This window comes from Pseudomonas sp. HR96, assembly GCF_034059295.1.
Classification (GTDB): Bacteria; Pseudomonadota; Gammaproteobacteria; order Pseudomonadales; family Pseudomonadaceae; genus Aquipseudomonas.
In genome coordinates this window covers 3,583,434-3,606,034 of sequence record NZ_CP139141.1, presented here as the reverse complement: position 1 = coordinate 3,606,034, position 22,601 = coordinate 3,583,434, and the positions used below count along the sequence as shown (strand labels likewise).

General features: G+C 64.5%; 23 protein-coding genes and 2 tRNA genes. 14 read left to right on the top strand and 11 right to left on the bottom strand.

From position 1 onward, the window contains the following. Positions 1 to 268 precede the first annotated feature (268 nt). The 5 genes from SFA35_RS16140 (at position 269) to SFA35_RS16120 (ending at position 4,258) form a co-directional block, all read left to right on the top strand. Positions 269 to 1,153, top strand: a complete 885-nt coding sequence (locus SFA35_RS16140) for a manganese catalase family protein (RefSeq protein WP_320571546.1) — start codon at positions 269 to 271, stop codon at positions 1,151 to 1,153. 23 nt (positions 1,154 to 1,176) lie between these two features. Continuing rightward, positions 1,177 to 1,335 (top strand): hypothetical protein, encoded by a 159-nt coding sequence (locus tag SFA35_RS16135; RefSeq protein WP_320571545.1) that lies wholly within the window; start codon positions 1,177 to 1,179, stop codon positions 1,333 to 1,335. Between the two features lie 166 nt (positions 1,336 to 1,501). Next, the gene (locus tag SFA35_RS16130) at positions 1,502 to 2,839 is read left to right on the top strand and encodes an iron-containing redox enzyme family protein (RefSeq protein WP_320571544.1); all 1,338 of its coding nucleotides are present in this window, start codon (positions 1,502 to 1,504) and stop codon (positions 2,837 to 2,839) included. Then, a complete protein-coding gene (locus SFA35_RS16125; RefSeq protein WP_414058407.1) occupies positions 2,836 to 3,819 on the top strand; it encodes a methyltransferase in 984 nt (327 codons plus the stop codon). Before SFA35_RS16130 ends, SFA35_RS16125 begins: the two co-directional genes overlap by 4 nt. Before the next feature lie 157 nt (positions 3,820 to 3,976). Then, the gene (locus SFA35_RS16120) at positions 3,977 to 4,258 is read left to right on the top strand and encodes a DUF1652 domain-containing protein (RefSeq protein ID WP_320571543.1); all 282 of its coding nucleotides are present in this window, start codon (positions 3,977 to 3,979) and stop codon (positions 4,256 to 4,258) included. Positions 4,259 to 4,280: 22 nt separating this feature from the next. Here SFA35_RS16120 and SFA35_RS16115 read toward each other — a convergent pair whose 3' ends face one another. From SFA35_RS16115 to SFA35_RS16105, 3 genes are all read right to left on the bottom strand, one after another. Further along, positions 4,281 to 4,475 carry a hypothetical protein gene (locus tag SFA35_RS16115; RefSeq protein WP_320571542.1) on the bottom strand — a complete coding sequence of 65 codons (195 nt, stop codon included), beginning with the start codon at positions 4,473 to 4,475 and terminating at the stop codon, positions 4,281 to 4,283. A 70-nt stretch (positions 4,476 to 4,545) separates the two neighbouring features. Next, entirely contained in the window at positions 4,546 to 4,821 is a 276-nt protein-coding gene (locus SFA35_RS16110; protein WP_320571541.1) for a peptidylprolyl isomerase, read from the bottom strand. Then, entirely contained in the window at positions 4,818 to 7,370 is a 2,553-nt protein-coding gene (locus SFA35_RS16105) for a PAS domain-containing protein (protein WP_320571540.1), read from the bottom strand. The genes SFA35_RS16110 and SFA35_RS16105 overlap by 4 nt, the downstream gene beginning before the upstream one ends. A 99-nt stretch (positions 7,371 to 7,469) precedes the next feature. On the opposite strand from SFA35_RS16105, the gene SFA35_RS16100 reads away from it, so the two are divergent. Further along, entirely contained in the window at positions 7,470 to 8,633 is a 1,164-nt protein-coding gene (locus SFA35_RS16100; RefSeq protein ID WP_320571539.1) for a PilT/PilU family type 4a pilus ATPase, read from the top strand. 13 nt (positions 8,634 to 8,646) lie between these two features. Here the strand turns inward: SFA35_RS16100 and SFA35_RS16095 are convergent, their stop codons facing one another. The 7 genes from SFA35_RS16095 to SFA35_RS16065 all read right to left on the bottom strand — a co-directional run bounded on the left by SFA35_RS16095 (position 8,647) and on the right by SFA35_RS16065 (position 16,660). Then, the gene (locus tag SFA35_RS16095; protein WP_320571538.1) at positions 8,647 to 9,417 is read right to left on the bottom strand and encodes a 3-hydroxybutyrate dehydrogenase; all 771 of its coding nucleotides are present in this window, start codon (positions 9,415 to 9,417) and stop codon (positions 8,647 to 8,649) included. A 30-nt stretch (positions 9,418 to 9,447) separates the two neighbouring features. After that, positions 9,448 to 11,034: an ABC transporter ATP-binding protein gene (locus tag SFA35_RS16090; protein WP_320571537.1), complete on the bottom strand. Its 1,587-nt coding sequence runs from the start codon at positions 11,032 to 11,034 to the stop codon at positions 9,448 to 9,450. A gap of 13 nt (positions 11,035 to 11,047) precedes the next feature. Continuing rightward, positions 11,048 to 12,082 (bottom strand): ABC transporter permease, encoded by a 1,035-nt coding sequence (locus SFA35_RS16085; RefSeq protein WP_320571536.1) that lies wholly within the window; start codon positions 12,080 to 12,082, stop codon positions 11,048 to 11,050. Beyond that, positions 12,082 to 13,149, bottom strand: coding sequence for a microcin C ABC transporter permease YejB (locus SFA35_RS16080; protein WP_320571535.1), 1,068 nt, complete (start codon positions 13,147 to 13,149; stop codon positions 12,082 to 12,084). The genes SFA35_RS16085 and SFA35_RS16080 overlap by 1 nt, the downstream gene beginning before the upstream one ends. After that, the gene (locus SFA35_RS16075) at positions 13,149 to 15,032 is read right to left on the bottom strand and encodes an extracellular solute-binding protein (protein WP_320571534.1); all 1,884 of its coding nucleotides are present in this window, start codon (positions 15,030 to 15,032) and stop codon (positions 13,149 to 13,151) included. The genes SFA35_RS16080 and SFA35_RS16075 overlap by 1 nt, the downstream gene beginning before the upstream one ends. A 140-nt stretch (positions 15,033 to 15,172) precedes the next feature. Then, positions 15,173 to 15,454 carry a peptidylprolyl isomerase gene (locus SFA35_RS16070; RefSeq protein WP_320571533.1) on the bottom strand — a complete coding sequence of 94 codons (282 nt, stop codon included), beginning with the start codon at positions 15,452 to 15,454 and terminating at the stop codon, positions 15,173 to 15,175. A gap of 120 nt (positions 15,455 to 15,574) precedes the next feature. Further along, positions 15,575 to 16,660, bottom strand: a complete 1,086-nt coding sequence (locus SFA35_RS16065; protein ID WP_320571532.1) for a 3-deoxy-7-phosphoheptulonate synthase — start codon at positions 16,658 to 16,660, stop codon at positions 15,575 to 15,577. A 582-nt stretch (positions 16,661 to 17,242) separates the two neighbouring features. Here SFA35_RS16065 and SFA35_RS16060 point away from each other — a divergent pair. Beyond that, positions 17,243 to 18,010, top strand: coding sequence for a carbon-nitrogen hydrolase family protein (locus SFA35_RS16060; RefSeq protein WP_320571531.1), 768 nt, complete (start codon positions 17,243 to 17,245; stop codon positions 18,008 to 18,010). Positions 18,011 to 18,022: 12 nt separating this feature from the next. Then, positions 18,023 to 18,457, top strand: coding sequence for a GNAT family N-acetyltransferase (locus SFA35_RS16055; RefSeq protein ID WP_320571530.1), 435 nt, complete (start codon positions 18,023 to 18,025; stop codon positions 18,455 to 18,457). 10 nt (positions 18,458 to 18,467) lie between these two features. Here the strand turns inward: SFA35_RS16055 and SFA35_RS16050 are convergent, their stop codons facing one another. Further along, positions 18,468 to 18,686, bottom strand: coding sequence for a DNA-binding protein (locus tag SFA35_RS16050; protein ID WP_320571529.1), 219 nt, complete (start codon positions 18,684 to 18,686; stop codon positions 18,468 to 18,470). 81 nt (positions 18,687 to 18,767) lie between these two features. Here SFA35_RS16050 and SFA35_RS16045 point away from each other — a divergent pair, with 81 nt between their 5' ends. From SFA35_RS16045 to SFA35_RS16020, 6 genes are all read left to right on the top strand, one after another. Beyond that, a complete protein-coding gene (locus SFA35_RS16045; RefSeq protein ID WP_320571528.1) occupies positions 18,768 to 19,145 on the top strand; it encodes a helix-turn-helix domain-containing protein in 378 nt (125 codons plus the stop codon). Positions 19,146 to 19,266: 121 nt separating this feature from the next. After that, complete coding sequence (gene uvrY, locus SFA35_RS16040) at positions 19,267 to 19,911, top strand: UvrY/SirA/GacA family response regulator transcription factor (RefSeq protein WP_320571527.1); 645 nt, start codon at positions 19,267 to 19,269, stop codon at positions 19,909 to 19,911. A gap of 1 nt (position 19,912) precedes the next feature. Next, complete coding sequence (gene uvrC / locus SFA35_RS16035) at positions 19,913 to 21,736, top strand: excinuclease ABC subunit UvrC (RefSeq protein WP_320571526.1); 1,824 nt, start codon at positions 19,913 to 19,915, stop codon at positions 21,734 to 21,736. 32 nt (positions 21,737 to 21,768) lie between these two features. Beyond that, positions 21,769 to 22,329 (top strand): CDP-diacylglycerol--glycerol-3-phosphate 3-phosphatidyltransferase, encoded by a 561-nt coding sequence (pgsA, locus tag SFA35_RS16030; RefSeq protein ID WP_320571525.1) that lies wholly within the window; start codon positions 21,769 to 21,771, stop codon positions 22,327 to 22,329. Positions 22,330 to 22,396: 67 nt separating this feature from the next. Then, a tRNA-Gly gene (locus SFA35_RS16025) sits at positions 22,397 to 22,472 on the top strand. 42 nt (positions 22,473 to 22,514) lie between these two features. After that, positions 22,515 to 22,588: transfer RNA gene (locus tag SFA35_RS16020), tRNA-Cys, on the top strand. The last annotated feature ends 13 nt before the right edge of the window (positions 22,589 to 22,601 follow it).

Sequence of the window (22,601 nt, the reverse complement as noted above, 5' to 3'; positions counted from 1 at the left end):
CGACGCCTGGCTGAACCATGGCCAGGAAACGTTAAACATTCAAGCACTAAACATTGCGCGTTAGTTCATTAGTGCCGCCGGTCGTGCCGAACAGAAATAACTGCAGCCGTTTCGCGTGGGGCTTTATCAGACCCTATGCATACTTGAGGTGGTGGTCGCGAGTCAGTCAGCGCGAACAACGGGATTTTTGTATTCCAGGATGTCAGCCAGACCTAATCGATAGCCGTCTTTTACGAAAGCGGCACAAGCCTGATTCGCGGAGTTCATCATGTTTCTTCATAACAAGCGTCTGCAATATACCGTGCGCGTCGCCCAGCCCAACCCTGGCCTGGCCAACTTGCTGCTGGAACAGTTCGGCGGAGCACAAGGCGAGCTCGCTGCCGCCACACGTTATTTCACCCAGGGCCTGGCCGAAGAAGACGCAGGTCGCAAGGACCTGCTGATGGATATCGCCACCGAGGAATTGAGCCACCTGGAAATCATCGGCTCGATCATCGTCATGCTCAACAAGGGTGCCAAGGGTCAGCTGGCCGAAGCGGTCGAAGAGGAAGGTGAGCTGTACCGTCGCCTGAACGGCGCAGGCAACGACTCGCATATCACCCAGCTGCTGTATGGCGGTGGCGCCCCTTTGGTCAATTCGGCGGGGGTGCCATGGACCGCTGCGTACGTGGACACCATTGGTGAGCCGACGGCGGACTTCCGTTCCAACATCGCCGCTGAATCCCGCGCCAAGATTGTCTATGAGCGCTTGATGAATGTCACCGACGACCCCGGTGTGAAAGAGGCACTGGGCTTCCTGATGACTCGCGAGATCGCTCACCAGATGTCCTTCGAGAAGGCCTTGCACTCGATCCAGCCGAACTTTCCCCAGGGCAAGCTGCCTGGCATGCCACAGTTCACCAACGTCTACTTCAACATGTCGCAAGGCGAGCCGAACCTGCGGGGGCCGTGGAACGAGGGTGAGGAGTGGGAATACGTCGAGAGCCCCGAGCCCGCTGTCGACGGTGGCGACGGTACCGCATCGGTGACGCTGTCGGCGGACGACGAGGAGGTGCTGACGGCGCTCAAGTTGCGCACTCAGTCCGACCCGACTGCCAACCCGGTGACCGGTGCTGATCTGGGCAGTGGCCTGGTGCAAGGGCCGGCTGAATAATTGGATATCAAGGAGTTCCTATAATGGCCGATATGCAATTGGAGCAACCCTTGACCGCAGCGGTCAATGTTCCGGGCCTGGATTTCAATGCCACGCTCAAAAGCTTTGATATGCGTGCGCAATTATTCGGTCGAGCGTTGCGGGTTACCCAGCTACTGAAAAACTATCGCCGACGCAGCTGATCATCTGCTTTGAAAGTTGCCTTGAATTGTGTGCGTTGCTCTCTCCCTTGACCCGCCTGCTGGCGGGTTTTTTTTTGCCGCGCCACACACTGCGGCAATCTAAATGGATCAATATCGTGCCGCCAGCGTCTGAAGAATAAGACAAGAACAGCTATTGGCGACCGTCATGACCCACTTTCAAAGCCTGCAAGACGCTACTGCCCAACCCGCGCTGGCACTGCCTGCCGCGCAGCCCTTCTACGAAGCGGTGTTGCACACGCCCGAAGCCCTCCCGCCGGCGCAGCTCGACGCTTTTCTCGGCCATCACTTGCAGCAGGCCCGGCAATTGCCCTGCGACATGCCGGAGCCCGAGGACCTGCTGGCCTGGGTCAACGGCAATGCCGAACAGGTCGCCGAGCGCTATGCCGAGTACCTGGAGCAGCGTCATGCAGGCGCCCCGCGAGGCTTTTTCAGCAGCAAGGCCCATGCCTTGTACTTTCTGCGCCATGTGGCGCCGAGCAAGCTGGTGGATGGTGCCTGGCTGTATGGCACCCTGCGGCACGCCGACGACTGGCGCTTTCACGGCTTGATCCGTACCTATCTGGAGGAGCTTGGCGACGGCGACCCGGCCCTCAACCATGTGTCGCTGTATCGCAAGCTGCTCGCCGAGCATGACTGCGCTGCGACCGAACCGCTGGCCGACGAGCTGTACCTGCAGGGCGCGCTGCAGTTGGCGCTGGGCCAGGCGGTAGAGCGCTTTCTGCCCGAAGTGCTGGGTTACAACCTGGGTTACGAGCAACTGCCCCTGCACTTGCTGATCAGCGCCTTTGAACTCAACGAACTGGGCATCGACCCCTATTACTTCACCTTGCACGTCACCGTCGACAACGCCAGCAGCGGGCACGCCCACAAAGCCTTGGCAGCAGTGCACGACCTGCTGCCCAATGGCCCGGAGCGCGCGGCCTTCATCGAGCGCCTGCGCGCCGGTTACCTGCTCAACGAGTTGGGTGTGGGCAGCATGGCAGTCATCGAGGGCTTCGACCTGGAGCGTGAGGTGGTGGCCATGCTCGAGCGCAAGCGCAGCTTCGGCCAGCACATGCACTCCGATTACTGCCGCCTGCAGGGCCGCACGGTCAATCAATGGCTGGCCGAGCCGGGGCAGAGCCTGGCTTTTCTCGCGGCACTGGAAGAGAAGGGCTGGATCAAGCGCAATGCCGACCCGGCGCAAAGCCGATTCTGGCAACTGATCGATGGGCCCGGGGCGGCGATGTTCGGCGTGTTCAGCGGCTACGAGATGCAGCTGCTGCACGACTGGATCGCCGGCGACTGGCAAGCCGCCGAGGCGGCGCCGTTCCGTGCGCAGTTCCGCCGGCGTGCGCGCGGCCCGGCGCTGCCCAAGGCGGCATCCGCGACTACGCCGCCGAACCTGGAACAGCTAGCCCCGGCCTGCCATGCGACGCCACCGGGCCTGCTGGCGACCCAGGCGTTCTCCAGACACTTGCATGGCGCGGGGATGGCCCGATGAACATGATCAGAAACGCTGCGCCTTCGGCGCCAGACCTCGACGTCGGTGCCCGCGACCAGGCCTTGGTGCAGCTCGGCCGCCGCCTGCAGGCCGACCGCTACCGGTTCGTCAGCGTGACGCCGCTGACCCAGCAGCGCAACAATGCCCGCGACAGCAGCCGCCTGGCCCGGGATGTACGCGATGTGTTCGGCTGGAACCGGCCGTTCGAGGATGGCCTGTTGCCCGCGGCGGAACTGACCAGCCTGCTCGAGCACGGGGTGCTGCGTGCCCATGACGGGCTGTGGGCTAGCCAGGTGCGCTGGTCCAGTCTGGGCGAGTTGCTGCTGGTGCACTCTTCCTATCCCACCCAAGCCCATGATGCGGTGTTCTTCGGCCCGGACACCTACCGCTTCGCCCAGGCCATCGAAGAGCACCTGCGCAGCAGCCTCGCACCGATCACTCGCGCCGTGGATATCGGCTGCGGCAGTGGCGCGGGTGCCATACTCATCGCCCGTGCCCGGCGCGAGGCGCAAGTCCTGGCGGTGGACATCAACCCCACGGCGCTGCGCTACACTGCGGTGAATGCCGCCTTGGCCGAGGTGAGCAATGTTTCGGCCTGGCACAGCGATATCCTGCAAGGCACCAGTGACGATTTCGACCTGATCGTGGCCAATCCGCCTTACATGCAGGATCCCTTGCAGCGTGCCTATCGGCATGGCGGCGAGGGGCTGGGTTCAGCCTTGTCGGTACGGATCGTCGGGGAGGCCTTGCAACGCCTGCGCATTGGTGGCAGTTTGCTACTCTATACCGGCGCGCCGATGATCGCCGGTGTCGACGTGTTTCTCGAGCAGGCGCGCAAATTGTTTGACGGTGTGCCCGGCTGGGCCTGGAGCTATCGGGAAGTGGACCCGGATGTGTTCGGCGAGGAGCTGGAAACGCCCGAGTACGCGCAGGCCGAGCGAATTGCGGCAGTGGTGTTGACAGTCACCCGAACCGGCTGAGATGGGCTGGCAAGGAACTTGCAAAATTATCGCTGCGTGGCACTTTTAACCGACTGGTTAGTTGCCATTCGCCAGAAAACCGCCGCCACGAGAGGTACGGGCTTTGACGCGGCAGCCCTTTTCAAAGTTGCGAGATGTATTTACGGAGGTTCTGCCAATGATTCCCACAGTCGAGCTGCGCCGCATCATCGAGGCGAGCTTTACCCCCATGACCTGCCATTGCACCATCAATCCGGGCGGCAATCTGACCGTCGAAGTCACCGACCCACAAACTGGCCAGGTCGACCTGCTGGTGATGGGCATACCCACCGAATCATTGAATACCAGCCGGGACATCAACGACTTGATCGCGCAGCTGCGCGAAGAGCTCAAGGCCAATCAGGAATGGTTCGCCGCCGACTTCCATGGTCGCAACCTGCTGCAGCGTCGCCATCACTGATCCGTCTTTCACCCTTCCTCTTCTAACGTTTGCCCATCGACCGGCGCGTGCCATTCGGCGCGCGGCCGGGGGTCTTGTCGTGGTTGGATTTGCCGGCGCCGGGGTAGGTCGGGGCCTTTTTCGCGGCATTGGCAAATTTCGCCGGGTTGAACGGGAAGCTGAAGGGCGCCACAGCGGGCGTTTCGGTGGTGTCTGGGGTGTTTTCGTCGGCGGACATGTCTAGGCGCTCGGTGAAGAGAGGGTTTGCGGCGCGCGAGTATACAGCGGCTCCTGGTCGGCTGCCTCATCTAGTCTCTGAAGAACACCTGCACCAGGTGATAGCCGAACTTGCTCTTGATGGGCCCATGCACCACCCGCAGCGGCTTCTTGAAGATCACCTGGTCGATCACCGCAACCATCTGCCCCGGGCGCACCTCGCCCAGATCACCGCCGCGCTTGCCCGACGGGCAGGTGGAGTATTTTTTGGCCAGCACATCGAAGGCCTCGCCCTGGGCGAGACGTTGCTTGAGCGCTTCGGCCTGTTCGGCGGTTTTCAGGAGGATGTGGCGGGCCTGGGCTTTCATGGCAAAGTCTCTTGATTGATCATGTCGCGTATCTTGTTGGCCAACAGGTCGATGGAGAACGGCTTGGCGACCATGTCCATGCCCTCGGCGAGAAAACCGCTGCGTTCGGCCGCCATCTGCGCATAACCGGTCATGAACAGCACCTTGAGCTGGGGGCGGTGCTGGCGGGCGATCTCCGCCAGTTGCCGACCGTTGAGGCCAGGCAGGCCGACGTCGGTGACCAGCAGGTCGATGCGCAGCGGTGATTCGATCAGCGCCAGGGCGCTGTTGGCATCGGCGGCAGGATGCGCGACGTAGCCCAATTCGTCGAGCACATTGAGCACCAGCATGCGCACTTGCGGGTCATCCTCGACCACCAGCACGCTTTCGCCGGCCACCGCCAGCGGCGCTTCGCCGAATGCCGGCGCCTGGCTGGGTTCGGCCAGCACGGCAGTGAAGCGCGGCAGGTACAGGCGCACGCAGGTGCCCGCGCCGGCGCGGCTGTGCAGGGTGACCTGGCCGCCGGACTGCTGGGCGAAGCCGTAGATCATCGACAGCCCCAGGCCCGTGCCCTGGCCGATCGGCTTGGTGGTGAAGAACGGCTCGAAGGCCTTGGCCAGTACCGCGGCGGTCATCCCGGCGCCGTTGTCGCTGACGCTGAACATCACGTAGTCGCCTGGCTGGAACTGCTCCAGGGTCGAGCCGGCGGGGCTGTCGGCCAGGCTGCAATTGGCCGTTTCGATGCTCAGCAGGCCACCGCCTGGCATGGCGTCGCGGGCGTTGATGACCAGGTTGAGCAGGGCGCTTTCCAACTGGCTGGCATCGGTATTGACCGGCCACACGTCGGGCGTCAGCGACAGACTCAGCTCGATATGCTCGCCCTTGGTGCGGCTGAGCAGTTCTTCCAGTGAATTGACCAACTGGTTGGGGTCCAGGCGCTGGCGGTCCAGTGACTGGCGCCGTGAGAAGGCCAGCAGCCGGTGGGTCAACGCGGCGGCGCGGTTGGCCGAGGTCACCGCCGCCTCGGCGAAGCGGCCGATCTCGGCGCTGCGCCCGGCGGTGATGTAGCGCTGCATGAGGTCCAGGCTGCCGATGATGCCGGTGAGCATGTTGTTGAAGTCGTGGGCGATGCCGCCGGTCAGCTGGCCCAGCGCTTCCATCTTCTGCGCATGGCGCAGGGCCTCTTCGGCGCGCTCGCGCTCGTGCATCTCGCTCTGCAGGCGGCGGTTGACCTCGGCCAGGGCGCGGGTGCGTTCGGCCACCCGCTCTTCGAGGGTCTCATTGAGGTCACGCAGGGCCAGTTCGATGCGCCGCCGGTTGTCAACGTCTTCGGTCATGCCGTACCACTGCTGAACCTGGCCGGTGTCGTCCAGCCGGGGCAGGGCACGGGCGTGCATCCAGCGGTAGCTGCCGTCGGCGGTGCGCAGGCGATATTCGGCATCGTACTGAGTGCCGTTGGCCACCGAGTAGTGCCAGGCGTCCATGGCCGCCTGGCGGTCTTCCGGGTGCACCAGGTCGTGCCACAGGCCCAGCCAGTTCTTGTCCATGGTGTGGCGCCCGGTCAGGCGTTTCCAACGCTCGGGGCGTTCGTTGGCGCGGCCGCGGCCATCGGCAGTCCAGTGCATGGCCGGCGACAGCTCGATGGCCATGCGAAAATGCGCTTCGCTGTCGCGCAGGGCGGCTTCGGCCTCCTTGCGCTCGGTGATGTCGATGGATGCGCCGATGAAGCGCTGCGGCCAGCCCTTGGCATTGCGGTAGCAGCGGCCACGGACGAACACCCAGCGCTGCTCGCCGCTGGCCATCAGCAGGCGATATTCCTCGTTGTACTCGCTGCTGTGGCGCAGGCAATGGCCGATGCCGTGGGTGACCTTGGCGCGGTCGTCCGGGTGCACGCCGTCCAGGTAGATGCCGATCGGTACGTGCCCGGCCTGCTGCGGGTCGACGCCGTGCATCTGAGCGAAGTGGCCATCGGCGCGAAAGTGGTCCTGCTCGATGTCCCAGTCCCAGGTGCCGATGGCGCTGCTGGCCTCCAGCGCCAACTGCAGGCGCTCCTCGGAGTCGCGCTGGGCAAGGATGCTGGCCTCGGAGCGGCGTTGCAGCTCGGCCTGGGTCTGACGGCGCTGCCGGGTGTCGATCACGCTGAGCAGGATGCCCTGCACCTGGCCCTGTTCGTCATGCACGGGGCTGTAGGTGATGTCGACCCACAGGGTCGCCTCCGGGTTGCCGGGGGCCATGGCGAATGGCTGTTCGACGAAGGCCCGCGACTCCCCGGCCAACACGGCCTGGTAGACCGGTTCGGCGAAGGCGCGGTGCTCCGGCCAGCTCTGGTGCACCGGCTGGCCGAACGCGACCGGGTGGCGCTGGCCGATCAGCGCGGCGAAGGCGTCGTTGTACAGCTGGCACAACTGCGGGCCCCAGAGCAGCAGCGTGGCCATGGGCGTGTTGAGCACGATGTCGGTCGCCGTGCGCAGGCTCTGTGGCCATTGCGCCTGGGGCGGCAACGGGCTGTTGCCGGCATCGAGGCGGGCGAGAAGTGCGCGAGCATCGCCTGCCGCGGTTGAGCCATCCATAAGGTTTCCTTTGTTTTTCCAGCCGCTTGTTGCCAAGCTGTCAGCTTACCCGCTTCCAACCGACTTCAAACCCTTTGCGATTGTACTGTGGACACCGTTATGGAACTCCAAGCCCTGCTCAAGATTTTGGCCACCCAGGATGGTTCGGACCTCTACCTGTCCACCGGGGCGCCGCCGTGCGCCAAATTCAATGGCGTGCTCAAGCCGTTGAGTGCCGAAGCGCTCAAGCCAGGCGAGGTGGCCGCAGTGGCCGCCGGGATCATGGACGCCGAGCAGAAGGTCGATTTCGAACGTGACCTGGAGATGAACCTGGCCTTGTCGGTGTCCGGCGTCGGCCGGTTTCGCGTGAACATTTTCAAGCAGCGCAACGAAGTGTCAATCGTCGCGCGCAACATCAAGCTGGACATCCCGCGCTTCGAAGACCTCAAGCTGCCGCCGGTGCTGCTCGATGTGATCATGCAGAAACGCGGCCTGGTGCTGTTCGTCGGAGCCACCGGGTCGGGCAAGTCGACCTCGCTGGCGGCGCTGATCGACTACCGCAACCGCAGCAGCAGTGGCCACATCATCACCATCGAGGACCCGGTGGAGTATATCCATCGGCACAAGAAGTCGATCATCAACCAGCGTGAGGTCGGCGTCGACACCCGCAGCTTCCAGGCCGCGCTGAAGAATACCCTGCGCCAGGCGCCGGACGTGATCCTGATCGGCGAGATCCGCGACCGCGAAACCATGGAGCATGCGCTGGCCTTCGCCGACACCGGGCACCTGGCGATCTCCACGTTGCACGCCAACAATGCCAACCAGGCGCTGGACCGCATCATCAATTTCTTCCCCGAAGATCGCCGCACGCAGCTGCTCAATGACTTGGGCAACAACCTGCAGGCCTTCGTCTCGCAGCGCCTGGTACGCACCGTCGACGGCAAGCGCCGCGCAGCGGTGGAGGTGATGCTGGGCTCGCCGACTGTGCGCGATTTCATCCACCGCAGCGAGTTCAGCGAGCTGAAGGGGCTGATGGAGAAATCCGTCAACCTGGGCATGCAGACCTTCGACCAGGCGCTCTACGGCCTGGTGGTGGAGGGTGCGATCGACGAGGAAGAGGCGCTGAAAAATGCCGACTCGGTGAACAACCTGCGCCTGCGCCTCAAGCTGCACCGCGAAGGCGGCGTGGAGCAGACCACGGCACCGGCGGCGCCCGTGCCGGCGGCCGAGATCGCCAGCGCCGATTGGGGGCTGGTCTCGGATCGGGACGAGCCGCACCAGTAAAGTGCCCAACCCGCTACTGGGCCAGCCAGCCGCCGTCCATATTCCAGGCGGCGCCTCGCACCTGGCTGGCCGCTTCACTGCACAGAAACAGCACCAGCTCGCCCAGTTGCTCGGGCGTGACGAACTGGCGTGACGGCTGTTTTTCGGCCAGCAGGTCATCACGGGCCTGGTCGGCCTCGGCGCCGGCCGCGATGCGCTGGTCGATCTGCTGCTGCACCAGCGGGGTCAGCACCCAGCCGGGGCAGATGGCGTTGCAGGTGACCTGGGTAGTGGCGGTCTCCAGGCCGACCACCTTGGTCAGGCCGATCACCCCGTGCTTGGCCGCGACATACGCGGCCTTGCCGGTGGAACCCACCAGGCCGTGTACCGAGGCGATGTTGACGATGCGCCCCCAGTTGCGCGCGCGCATGCCCGGCAGCGCCAGGCGGGTGCCGTGGAACACCGAGGACAGGTTGATGGCGATGATCGCGTCCCAGCGCTGCACCGGGAAATCCTCGAGCGCCGCTACATGCTGGATGCCGGCGTTGTTGACCAGGATGTCGACGGCGCCGAACTCGGCTTCGGCGTAGGCGAACATCGCTTCGATCTGCGCCGGGTCGCTGACATCGGCGCCGTGATGGCGTACCTGGGTTGCGTACTGCTGCAGTTCGGCGAGCGCTGCGCTGGCATCGCCGAAGCCGTTGAGCAGGACATTGGCACCGGCCTGGGCCAGCACCCGGGCGATGCCCAGGCCGATGCCGCTGGTGGAGCCGGTGATAAGGGCGGTCTTGTGCTTGAGGGTCATGCTCAGGTGCCTCATGGCGACTGGAAAGGGCTAATCGACGTGCGCTGCGCGCAACAGCTCCTGGGTGTAAGGGTGCTGCGGCGCCGCGAACAGTTCGTGGCTGGCGCCGCGCTCCACCACCTGGCCGTCGCGTACCACGATCACATCATGGGCCAGCGCCCTGATCACCGCCAGGTCGTGGCTGATGAACAGGTACGTCAGGCCATGGCGTTCCTGCAGGGTACGCAACAGGGCGACCACCTGTTTCTGCACGGTACGGTCCAGCGCCGAGGTCGGTTCGTCCAGCAGCATCAGCGCCGGCTTGAGTACCAGCGCCCGGGCAATGGCGATGCGCTGACGCTGGCCACCGGAAAACTCGTGGGGGTAGCGAAAGCGCGTGGCCGGGTCCAGGCCGACCTCCTGCAACGCCCGCACCACTTCGGCGTCGCGCTGCTCGGCGCTTAGCTGGGCGTGCACCTCCAGGCCCTCGCTGATGATCTGCGACACACACATGCGTGGGCTGAGGCTGCCGTAGGGGTCCTGGAACACTACCTGCAGATGCTTGCGCCACGGGCGCATCTGCTTTTCGCTCAAGCCCTCCAGCGCCTGGCCCTGGAAGCGGATGCCGCCCTGGGAGTCGAGCAGGCGCAGGATCGCCTGGCCGAGGGTCGACTTGCCCGAGCCCGACTCGCCGACGATGCCCAGGGTCTTGCCGCGCTGCAGCGACAGGCTGATACCGTCCACCGCCTTGACGTACTCGCGCGGCCCGCGCAACAGTCCGCCGCCGATCGGGTACCAGACCTTGAGCTGATCGACTTCCAGCACCGCCTCGCGGTCTTCCCGAGGCAGCGCCTCGCCGGCGGGCTCGGCGTCCAGCAGCAGGCGGCTGTAGGGGTGCTGCGGGCTGCAGAAGAGGCACTCGCTGGGCGCCTGCTCGACGATTTCGCCGGCCTTCATCACGCACACGTGCTGGGCGATGCTGCGCACCAGGTTGAGGTCATGGCTGATCAGCAGCAGCGACATGCCCAGGCGCTGCTGCAACGATTTGAGCAGCTTGAGGATGCGCCGCTGCACGGTGACGTCCAGCGCCGTGGTGGGTTCGTCGGCGATCAGCAGGTCGGGCTCGCAGGCCAGCGCCATGGCGATCATCACCCGCTGGCGCTGGCCGCCGGAGAGTTGGTGCGGGTAGGCCTTGAGGCGCTGCGCCGGGTTCTTGATGCCGACCAGTTCGAGCAGCTCCAGGGTGCGCTGCAGCGCCGCCTTGCCGCCCAGCCCCTTGTGCACCAGCAGCGTTTCGCCGATTTGCTTGTGCACCGTGTGCAGCGGGTTGAGCGAAGTCATGGGCTCCTGGAAGATCATCGCGATGCGGTTGCCGCGGATCTGCCGCAGGATCTTGCCGCTGGCCCCGAGCATCTCCTGGCCGCGAAAGCGCACGCTGCCCTCGGTGTGCAGGCCGACGCCCGGCAGCAGCTGCAGAATCGAGTGGGCGGTGACCGACTTGCCCGAGCCCGACTCCCCGACCAGCGCCACGCACTGGCCTTCGGGGATGTCCAGGGAGACGTTGCGCACCACGGTCTGGCCGCTGAAGGTCACGCTCAAGTCGCGAATTTCGATGAGGTTCTGCACGTTGGCGGGCATGACGGCTCCAGTATCAGGCGCGAGGGTCGAAGGCATCGCGCAGCGCCTCGCCGATGAACACCAGCAGCGACAACACCACCGCCAGGGTGAAGAAGGCTGTCAGGGCCAGCCAGGGCGCCTGCAGGTTGGCCTTGCCCTGGGCGATCAGCTCGCCCAGCGAAGCACTGCCGGCGGGCATGCCGAAGCCGAGGAAGTCCAGGGCGGTTAGGGTGGAAATGGCCCCGGTCAGGATGAACGGCAGGTAGCTCAAGGTGGCATTCATGGCATTGGGCAGGATGTGCCGCAGGATGATCTTGCGGTCGCTCAGGCCCAGCGCGCGGGCCGCCTTGACGTATTCCAGGCTACGTCCGCGCAGGAACTCGGCGCGCACCACGTCGACCAGGGTCAGCCAGGAGAACAGCACCATGATGCCCAGCAGCCACCAGAAATTGGGCAGCACGAAGCCCGAGAGGATGATCAGCAGGTAGAGCACCGGCAGCCCCGACCAGACTTCGAGAATGCGCTGGCCGAACAGGTCGATCCAGCCGCCGTAATAACCCTGCAGGGCGCCGGCGGCGATGCCGATCAGCGAGCTGATGACGGTCAGCGCCAGGGCAAACAGTATCGACACCCGCGCGCCGAAGATCACCCGCGCCAGAACATCGCGGGCCTGGTCGTCGGTGCCCAGCCAGTTGCTGCTGCTGGGCGGGCTGGGTGCCGGCTTGAGCAGTTCGTAGTTGGGCGTGTCGGCGCTGAAAGGGATCGGCGGGAAGAGCATCCAGCCGCCGGTGCTGGCCACCAGTTGGCGCACGTATTCACTGCGGTAATCGGGCTGGAACGGCAATTGGCCGCCGAACTCTTGCTCGGTGTAGCGCTTGAAGACCGGGAAGTAGTAGCTGTCCTGGTATTTGAGCAGCAGCGGCTTGTCGTTGGCGATCAGCTCGCCGCCCAGCGACACCGCGAACAGGCCGATGAACAGCCACAATGACCACCAGCCGCGGCGGTTGCTGCGAAAGCGCTGCAGGCGGCGCCGGGCGGTCTGCGACAGCGGCAGGGAGAAGGCGCGCATCAGGCGTTCCTCGCCGAGAAGTCGATTCGCGGGTCGACCAGGGTGTAGCACAGGTCGCCCAGCAGTTTGATCAGCAGCCCGGCCAGGGTGAAGATGAACAGGGTGCCGAACACCACGGGGTAGTCGCGGGCCACCGCGGCCTCGTAGCTCAGGCGGCCGAGGCCGTCGAGCGAGAAGATCACCTCGATCAGCAGCGACCCGGCGAAGAACACACTGATGAACGCCTGGGGCAGGCCGGCCACCACCAGCAGCATGGCGTTGCGAAACACATGGCCGTAGAGCACGCGGCGCTCGCTGAGGCCTTTGGCGCGGGCGGTGACGACATACTGGCGGGTGATTTCGTTGAGGAAGGAGTTCTTGGTGAGGATGGTCAGGGTGGCGAAGCCGCCGATCACCAGCGCGGCCACCGGCAGCACCAGGTGCCAGAAATAATCGGCCAGCTTGCCGACCAGGCTCAGCTGGTCGAAGTTGTCCGAGACCAGCCCGCGCACCGGAAACCAGTTCAGCGAGGTGCCGCCGGCGAACAGCACGATCAGCAGCATGGCGAACAGAAACGCCGGCATCGCGTAGCCGACCACGATGGCGGTGCTGCTCCAGATGTCGAACAGGCTGCCATGGCGCACCGCTTTGCGGATGCCCAGCGGAATCGACACCAGGTAGGTGATCAAGGTCGCCCAGAAGCCCAGCGAGAGGGTCACCGGCATCTTCTGCCAGATCAGGTCGGTGACCTTGGCCCCGCGAAAGAAGCTGTTGCCGAAATCCAGCACGGCGTAGTGCTTGAGCATCAGCCACAGCCGCTCGGGGGCGGCCTTGTCGAAGCCGTACTGGCGCTCGATGTCGGCGATCAGCTTGGGGTCCAGGCCGCGGCTGGCACGCGAGCCGCCACCGGCCCCGGCGCTGTCGTTGCTGCTGGCGCCGACACTGGCGCCCCCCACGCCCTGCAGGTGGGCGATGGCCTGTTCCACCGGGCCGCCAGGTGCGGCCTGGATGATCACGAAGTTGACCAGCAGGATGATCACCAGCGTTGGCAGGATCAGCAGCAGGCGACGAGCGATATAGGCGGGCATCAGGGCTGCGGCTCCTTGGCGGGCGGGGTCGGGGTGGCGTTCGCGGCGCCCGCCTGGCGTGCGCTCATCTGCGCGCGGGTCAACGGCTCGGGGCTGACTTCCCACCAGGTCTCCGGTGCCTCGTCGTTGCTCGCCGGCACCGCCGGCATGCCAAAGCGGTTCCACCACACCGTGGAGGTACCCGGCGGGTAGTAGTTCGGTACCCAGTAGTGGTTCCACTGCAGCACGCGGTCCAGGGCGTGGGCGTAAAGGGCCATCTGCGGTTGCGTGCGAGCGCGCACCAGGCCGTCGATCAGGCTGTCGACGGCGGGGTCCTGCAAGGCCATGTAATTGCTCGAGCCTGGATCGTTGGCGGCCTTGGAGCCGAAGTAGTTGTACAGCTCGTTGCCCGGCGCTGGCGACACCGGATAGCCGGTGACGATCATGTCGTAGTCCCGGGCCATCAGGCGGTTGAGGTATTGCGCCGAGTCGATGCGGCGGATCTGCAGGTCGATGCCGATCTGCGCCAGATTGCGCTTCCACGGCAGCAGGAGTCGCTCGAAGCCGCCCTGGGCGTTGAGGAAGGTAAAGCTCAGCGGCTCGCCTCGGGCGTTGACCAGGCGGTCGCCGTCCGGGCGCCAGCCAGCCTGTTCAAGCAGGGCCAGGGCCTGCAGCTGCTTGTCGCGAATAAAGCCGCTGCCATCGGTGTGCGGGGCCTTGAACACCTGGGTAAAGACCTCGTCCGGAACCTTGCCGCGCAGGGGCTCGAGGATCTTCAGCTCGTCGGCGTCGGGCAGTTGGGTGGCCGCCAGGGGGCTGTTGGAGAAGTAGCTCTGCTGGCGCAGATACATATCGCGCATCATCTGCCGGTTGCTCCACTCGAAATCCCAGAGCATGGCCAGCGCTTCGCGCACGCGGCGGTCCTGGAACATCGGCCGTTGCAGGTTGAAGACAAAGCCCTGCGCCGGCTGCAGGCCCTGGCGCGCCAGGTGCGCGCGTTGCAGGCGGCCATCGTCCAGGGCCGGTCCGCTGTAGCCGATGGTGTAGCCGGTCGCGGAGAACTCGCGATTGTAGTCGTAGCCGCCGCCGCGCAGCACCTGGCGGGCGACTTCGGTGTCGCCGAAGTACTCGATGCTGAAGTGGTCGAAGTTGTACATGCCGCGGCTGACCGGCAGGTCCTTGCCCCACCAGTCGGGGTCGCGATCGAAGGTGATGCTGCGGCCATTGTCGACCTTGCCGACCTTGTACGGGCCGCTGCCCAGCGGCGCCTCGAAGCCGCCACCGTCGGCAAAATCACGGGTCTTCCACCAGTGCTCGGGGAACACCGGCAGGGTCGCCAGGTCCAGCGCCAGGGTACGGTTATCGGCGTTCCTGAAGTCGTAGCGGACTCGGTCCGGCGCCTCGACCTCGACCTTGGCCACGTCGGCGAACTGAGTGCGGTACTTGAGGCTGGCCTGGGTCATCAGCAGATTGTAGGTGTAGGCGACGTCTGCGGCGGTGATCGGCGTGCCGTCGGCGAAGCGCGCCTTGGGATTCAAATAGAAGCGCAGCGACAGGCCGTCGTCGCTGCGTTCCATGCGCTGGGCCACCAGGCCGTAGACGGTGTAAGGTTCGTCGAGCGAGCGCACCGCCAGTGGCGAGTAGAGCAGCCCGTCGATCTGCGACACGCCGGTGCCCTTGTCGATGTAGGGCAGCATGTGGTCGAACTGGCCGATCTCCAGCGCCGAGCGGCGCAGGCTGCCGCCCTTGGGCGCATCGGGGTTGACGTAGTCGAAGTGCTGGAAGGTGTCGGGGTAGCGAGGGGCTTCACCGTAGACGGTCAAGGCATGCAGGGGGAGGCTCAGCGCGGCCGGCGCGATCGAAACGAGGGCAGTCAGCAGTAGGGAGGCAAAAACCGTGCGCATGTTTACTCTTGTTTTCCCTGGAGTGAAGAGCCGTTGCCAACCTTGAATTGAAACAGCTTATTTCACCATCATGCGCGATTCGTTCTGTAAACAAAACGGCCCACGCATAGGTGGGCCGTTTTTTCTTGCGCTCGCCGGGATCAGTCCTGGCGGCTGGTCACTTCCAGCAGGTGGTAGCCAAACTGGGTCTTGACCGGGCCTTGCACGGTATTGACCGGGGCGCTGAAGACCACGGTGTCGAATTCCTTGACCATCTGGCCAGGGCCGAACGAGCCCAGGTCGCCGCCTTGACGGCTCGAAGGGCAGCTGGAGTTGGCCTTGGCCACTTCGCCGAAATCGGCGCCGCCTTCGATCTGGGCCTTGAGTTCGTTACATTTTTCTTCGCTGGAAACCAGGATGTGGCGGGCGGTTGCTTTAGGCATGGGGGAGACTCCTTGGGTCAAAAAAACGTAGCGTACCGGATTGAGAGGGCGGTTTCTTCCAGTAATTCAATTGGATGTGTGTGGCCATGATGAGTGTCATGCCCACACAATGCCGCAGCACTAACCTGCCAGGCTTTGCGCGCCCATGCGCAACCGCCGGGCGGCATCGCGCAGCAACCGCTCGGTGCTGTCCCAGCCCAGGCAGCCGTCCGTCACCGACACGCCGTAGCGCAGTTCGCCCCCCAGTGCCTGGCAGCCGTCGAACAGATGGCCCTCAAGCATCATGCCGACCAGTGAACGATCCCCTTCCAGCCGCTGTTCGAGCACCGCGTTGAACACCTGCGGCTGGCGCGCCGGATCCTTGCCGCTGTTGGCATGGCTGCAGTCGACCAGAATCCGCGCGGCAATCGCTGCGCGCCCCAGGGCTTGATGGACCTGGGCGATACTGGCGCGGTCGTAGTTCGGCCCGCCATGGCCGCCGCGCAGCACCAGATGGGTGTCGGGATTGCCGGCGGTTTCGATGATCGCCGGGTGACCCTGAGGGTCGACGCCGAAGTGGCGGTGGCCATGGGCAGCGCTGCGCATGGCGTCGCAGGCGATGCCGACACTGCCGTCCGTGCCGTTCTTGAAACCGACCGGCAGGCCCAGGCCGCTGGCCATTTCCCGGTGGATCTGCGATTCGGTGGTGCGCGCGCCGATGGCCACCCAGCCGAGCAGGTCGTCGAAATAGCCTGCGGCCATCGGTTGCAGCAACTCACTGGCAATCGGCAAGCCCAACGCGAGCATGGCCAGCATCAATTCACGGCACAGGGTCAGGCCGCCAACCATGTCGTCGCTGCCATCCAGGCGCGGGTCGTAGGCCAGGCCTTTCCAGCCGACCGTGGTGCGTGGTTTTTCCACATAGGCGCGCATCACCAGCAGCATTTCACCGCTCACTTCATTGGCCAGGCGTGCCAGGCGGGCAGCGTACTCCATGGCCGATTGCGGATCGTGCAGCGAGCAGGGGCCGACGATCACCAGCAGGCGCGGGTCTTTGGCGTCGAGAATATCCCGTATCGCCTGGCGATGGCGGTGGACCTGGGCGCTCAGGGCGGCGGACAGCGGCAGTTGCAACTTCAGCGCAAGCGCGCTGGGCAGGCGGCGGCTGACCGAGGTGTTGGCGGCGAGGGTGAGGTTGTGCGGCAGGGCGGTGTTGACGGTGTTCATATAAAAGTGTCCTGGGGCCGGCGGCGGGGGCATCCCGCGGCGCAGCCTATCGAGGTGTTCGACAAAGCGTGCTGTTGCAGGCGCCACCACAAAGTGACCGAACGGAGGCGCCAGATTGTCCCGAACGGAAGCTGCTAAATCGCCAGGCGCTGCAAGTCGGATAACGGTAATAGGTGGCGTAGTTCATGGAGCGGATCCTCGATTGGAAAGTGTGGGCCTGAAAAAACAAAACCCCCGGTCGGGAGGCCGACCGGGGGTTTGAGAATTCTCTGGTGGGCGACCCGTGTGACCTGGGCGCCGCAAAGGTATCGGGCGCGCTAGTGGCTGAACCAATACCCAAAATAATACGCACGCGCACCGGCGACACGCACGGCAGCCGCCGCCGCCGAGCGACGGGCGCTGGCGCGGTGCATGGCGGTGAGTGACGCAAAAATGGGCATGGCGTGCTCGAAAGTGGCTGTTTGAAAGCTGTGAGCGCGAGCTTACTGCAGGGGCGCTTGCGGTTTCAACGATAATTTGCAGTGGCTGCGTTTGGCAGGGATGTATGGAAAGATGCAGGCACTACTGCCATCGAGTCCACCCATGCCCGACCTGACCCTTGCCGCCGCTCAATACAGCTGCATTGCGGGTGATCTTGCGGCCAACCTGGCCCGCCACCTCATCCTCATGGACGAGGCCGGCAGGCAGGGTATCGACCTGCTGCTGTTCCCCGAACTGTCACTGACCGGCTATGAGCCGCAGCTCGCTGCCGGGCTTGCCCTGGCGCCCGACGCGGCGCTGTTGCAGCCGCTGCGCGAGCGCGCCCGGCAGCTGCGCATGGATACCACGGTGGGCCTGCCGATCCGCCTGCCCGGCAGCACAAAGGTGTTGATCGCGGCCTTGACCTTGCACGGCGATGGCCGCCAGTCGCTGTACTGCAAACAGCACCTGCACCCCGGCGAGGAGAAGGTCTTCAGCCCTGGGACAGGAGGCGCCGCGCTGCGCTACGGCGAGCGACGCATTGCCCTGGCCGTGTGTGCCGACTTTGCCCAAGAGCGCCATGTCGCCGCCGCCGCTGAGGCCGGCGCCCAGGTGTATGCCGCCAGCGTGTTGGTCAGCGAAACTGGCTACGCTCATGACAGTGCGCTGCTGCAGGGCTACGCCCGGCGCCACCACCTGGGCTTGCTCATGGCCAATCACGGCGGGCCGTCGGGCGGCTGGACCTGCGCCGGGCGCAGCGCTTTCTGGGGCCCGGACGGCGAGAAGGTGGTGGCCGCGCCCGGCGTCGGCAACTGCCTGGTACTCGTCCGGGCCTCCCAGGCAGGCTGGCAAGGGCAGGTGGTCGATCTGCCCAGGTTGAACCTCGGCTGACAGGAGGCCTTCATGCAGATCTGGCTGGACCCCGCGGGCGCGGCGGACTTGCCCCCGGCCCGAGCGTTGGCACGCCGCGGCATGCTGCCCTATTACATTGCCTACGACCTGCTCTGGCAGGACCAGGCTTTCGACGACACCTGGCACTGGCGCGAACAGCGCGTGGTGCGCGACGGCCCGCGCTGGCTGGGGTTTCTCAGCCTCAGCGCCGACCGCCGTGCCCTGTATATCCGCGAGCTGCACCTGCTCGAAGCCGTACGCGGGCAGGGCGTCGGGGCCCAGGTGCTGGACCTGGTGCTGGCGATGGCCCGCGAGCGCAAGCTGGCGCTGGTGCGCCTGACCGTGTTCAAGAGCAATCGAGCGCAACGCCTGTACGCGCGGCATGGCTTCGTCCAGGTCGGTGAGGACGATTGCTTCTACCGCATGGAGCGTCCAGCGCCAGGTTGATGCCAGCCTGCTATCGTTGGCCAGGTTCCAGTTCCGTCTCCAGCCCTGCTTTCATGCCTAGCAGCACCGCCACCCGGTGGGCCTCGCCGCGACGCCCCTTTTTTCGACCGGCCAGCACTTGATAGGTCGTCGAGGGGTCAACCCCGTGCTCCCTGGCAAACTCTTGAACCGATTTCCCCTGTTGATCGAGCCAGGCCTTGGCTTGTGCGGCAGTCCGTATACCGTGCATAGTTCAAATCCGTTTAATTTGGTGTAAACGCGTTAGTGCGACTCACCCATACGGGTGTCTGATAAGGGATTATACATTCAAATGACTGGAATTGGTCCGCGCCTGCGGCAAGAGCGTGAACGGCTGGGCATGACCCAGAAGGTCTTCGGGCTGATCGGCGGTGTCGAGCCGAATGCCCAAGGCAGGTATGAAAGTGGCGAGCGCGCGCCCAAGGCCGATTATCTGGCCAAGGTTGCACGCCACGGCGTAGACGTGCTCTATGTGCTAACCGGGCAGCGTTCACCGATGCTCCTCGAGCATCTGGACAACGGCGAGGAGCGCGTATTGGACAGTTACAGGGTGCTGCCGAGGGAGGGTCAGGAGGCTTTGCAGCACATGGCCATTAGCCTCGCGGAAATGTCTGCTAACTATTCGGTAAAGACCCCGCGCAAGCTGAAAAACCAGATCAAGGACGTTTGACCCCACCCGATCGGGTGACCGATCGCAGATCCTGCACCACCTTGGCGCTTTGCGTTAGGTTCACGCTGGCAAATTTGCTAAGGTGGGCGCTATTGAAGAAATAGTAACGTGAGGTGTCTCCTTGATCAGGGTACTGGTAGTCGACGATCATGATCTGGTTCGCACGGGCATCACGCGTATGTTGGCCGACATCGACGGCCTGCAGGTGATAGGGCAGGCCGAATCCGGCGAACAGGCTCTGCATTTCGCCCGCGAACTCAAACCCGACGTGATCCTCATGGACGTCAAGATGCCTGGCATCGGCGGGCTTGAAGCCACTCGCAAGCTGCAGCTCAGCTATCCGGACATCAAGGTGGTCGCGGTTACCGTGTGCGAGGAAGATCCGTTTCCCACGCGCCTGCTGCAAGCCGGCGCGGCGGGTTACCTGACCAAGGGCGCCGGCCTCGAGGAAATGGTTCAGGCGATCCGCCTGGTGTTCGCCGGGCAGCGCTATATCAGCCCGCAGATCGCTCAGCAGCTGGCGCTCAAGTCGTTCCAGCCGCAAACTACCCAATCGCCGTTCGATCTGCTCTCCGAGCGCGAAATCCAGATCGCCCTGATGATCGTCGGCTGCCAGAAAGTCCAGACCATCTCCGACAAGCTGTGCCTGTCCCCCAAGACCGTGAATACCTACCGCTACCGCATCTTTGAAAAGTTGGGTGTCACCAGCGACGTGGAATTGACCCTGTTGGCGGTGCGACATGGCATGGTGGACGCCAGCGCCTGACATGACCGTAATCTTCGACCCAAGTGCCTTTCTTTCTACCTGCAGCGGCCGTCCCGGCGTCTACCGCATGTTCGATGCCGACGCGCGCCTGCTCTACGTCGGCAAGGCCAAAAACCTCAAAAAGCGTCTGGCCAGCTATTTTCGCAAGACTGGCCTGGCGCCCAAGACCGCCGCGCTGGTGGGGCGCATCGCCCAGGTCGAGACCACCATCACCGCCAACGAAACCGAGGCGCTGCTGCTCGAACAGACCCTGATCAAGGAGCATCGGCCGCCCTACAACATCCTGTTGCGTGATGACAAATCCTACCCCTACGTCTATCTCTCGGATAATGCCTACCCGCGCCTGAGCATTCACCGCGGGGCGAAGAAGGGCAAAGGCCGATATTTCGGGCCGTACCCCAGCGCCGGGGCGATTCGCGAGAGCCTCAGCCTGCTGCAGAAGACTTTTCTGGTGCGTCAGTGCGAAGACAGTTTCTTCAAGAACCGCACCCGCCCGTGCCTGCAGTACCAGATCAAGCGCTGCAAGGGGCCGTGCGTGGGCCTGGTCGAGCCGGCGGAATACGCCGAGGACGTGCGTCACTCGGTGATGTTCCTGGAAGGGCGCAGCAACCAGCTCACCGACGAACTCTCGGCAAGCATGGAAAAAGCTGCGATGAACCTTGAGTTCGAGACGGCCGCGCAGTTGCGCGACCAGATCGGCCTGCTGCGCCGCGTCCAGGACCAGCAGAGCATGGAGGGCGGCAGTGGCGACGTCGACGTGGTCGCCGCCTTCATCAACCCGGGCGGCGCCTGTGTGCACCTGATCAGCGTGCGCGCCGGCCGCGTGCTCGGCAGCAAGAATTTCTTCCCGCAGGTGGGTATCGAAGAGGAGGTCGCCGAAGTGATGTCGGCATTCCTCGCCCAGTACTATCTGGGCAACGCCGAGCGCGAGCTGCCCAGCGAGCTTATCGTCAACGTGGTTCACGAGGATTTCGACGCACTGGTCTCGGCGGTCGACACCTTGCGTGGCCGCGAGCTGACCATCAGCCATCGCGTGCGCGGCACCCGCGCACGCTGGCAACAGCTGGCGGTGACCAACGCCGAACAGGCGCTGGGTGCGCGTCTAGCCAACCGCCAGCATGTAGCCGCACGGTTCGAAGCCCTGGCTGAAGTGCTCAAGCTCGACGAAGCCCCGCAGCGTCTTGAGTGCTACGACATCAGCCACTCCAGCGGCGAGGCCACTGTGGCATCGTGTGTGGTGTTCGGCCCCGAAGGTCCGATCAAATCCGATTACCGCCGCTACAACATCGAGGGCGTGACCGCCGGCGACGACTATGCTGCCATGCACCAGGCCCTGACCCGGCGTTTCGGCAAGATCAAGGATGGCGAGGGCAAGCTGCCCGACGTGCTGCTGGTGGACGGCGGCAAAGGTCAGCTGAACATGGCGCGTGACGTCCTGAACGAGCTGGCCGTGCCGGACCTGATCCTGCTCGGCGTGGCCAAGGGCACCACCCGCAAGGCTGGCTTTGAAACCCTCTACCTCAACGATGTCGCCCACGAGTTCACCTTGCGCGGCGACTCTCCGGCGCTTCACCTGATCCAGCAGATCCGCGACGAGGCCCACCGGTTTGCCATCACCGGTCACCGCGCTCGCCGCGGCAAGGCCCGGCGCACTTCCACCCTCGAAGGGGTGGCCGGTGTCGGACCGACCCGCCGGCGCGATCTGCTCAAGCATTTCGGAGGCTTGCAGGAGTTGGGCAGGGCCAGCGTGGAAGAAATCGCCAAGGCACCAGGAATCAGTAAAAAGCTTGCCGAGTCGATTTATGCGAACCTGCACAGCGAGTAGAATGCCCACTCACCTTGCCGCCAGTTGTGCCGATGAACATCCCGAACCTGATTACCGTGCTTCGCGTCGTGCTGATTCCGATCTTCATCCTGCTGTTCTATCTGCCGTACACCTGGAGTTATACGGCGGCCAGCTCGGTGTTCGCGTTCGCGGCAGCCACTGACTGGCTCGACGGCTACCTGGCCCGCCGACTGGAGCAGAGCACCCCGTTCGGCGCCTTTCTCGACCCTGTCGCCGACAAGTTGATGGTCGCGGTCGCCTTGGTATTGCTGGTGCAGGAACACGCCAACGTCTGGCTGACCCTGCCGGCGGCCGTCATCATCGGCCGTGAAATCGTCATCTCCGCGCTGCGCGAATGGATGGCGGAGCTCGGTGCCCGGGCCCAGGTGGCCGTGTCCAACCTGGGTAAATGGAAAACCGCCGCGCAGATGTTGGCCCTGGTCATCCTGCTCGCCAACCCGTCCACCGCCACTTTCTGGGTGATCACCGGATACGCACTGTTGATGGTCGCTGCGGGCCTGACCCTGTGGTCCATGGTGCAATACCTGCGCGCTGCCTGGCCGCACCTGCGCGTGGACGCGCAAAAGAAATAAAACTATTTTTGAATCAAGGGCTTGACTGGCCATGCCGTTTAGATAGAATGGCGCCCGTCAACACGACGCGGGAATAGCTCAGTTGGTAGAGCACGACCTTGCCAAGGTCGGGGTCGCGAGTTCGAGTCTCGTTTCCCGCTCCAGTTTGTACGCGTCATGCAGCTTTCGAGGTGCGTGACGTTTGGGGCCGAGTAGCAAAATGGTTATGCAGCGGATTGCAAATCCGTCTATGCCGGTTCGATTCCGACCTCGGCCTCCACCTTTGAAAGCCC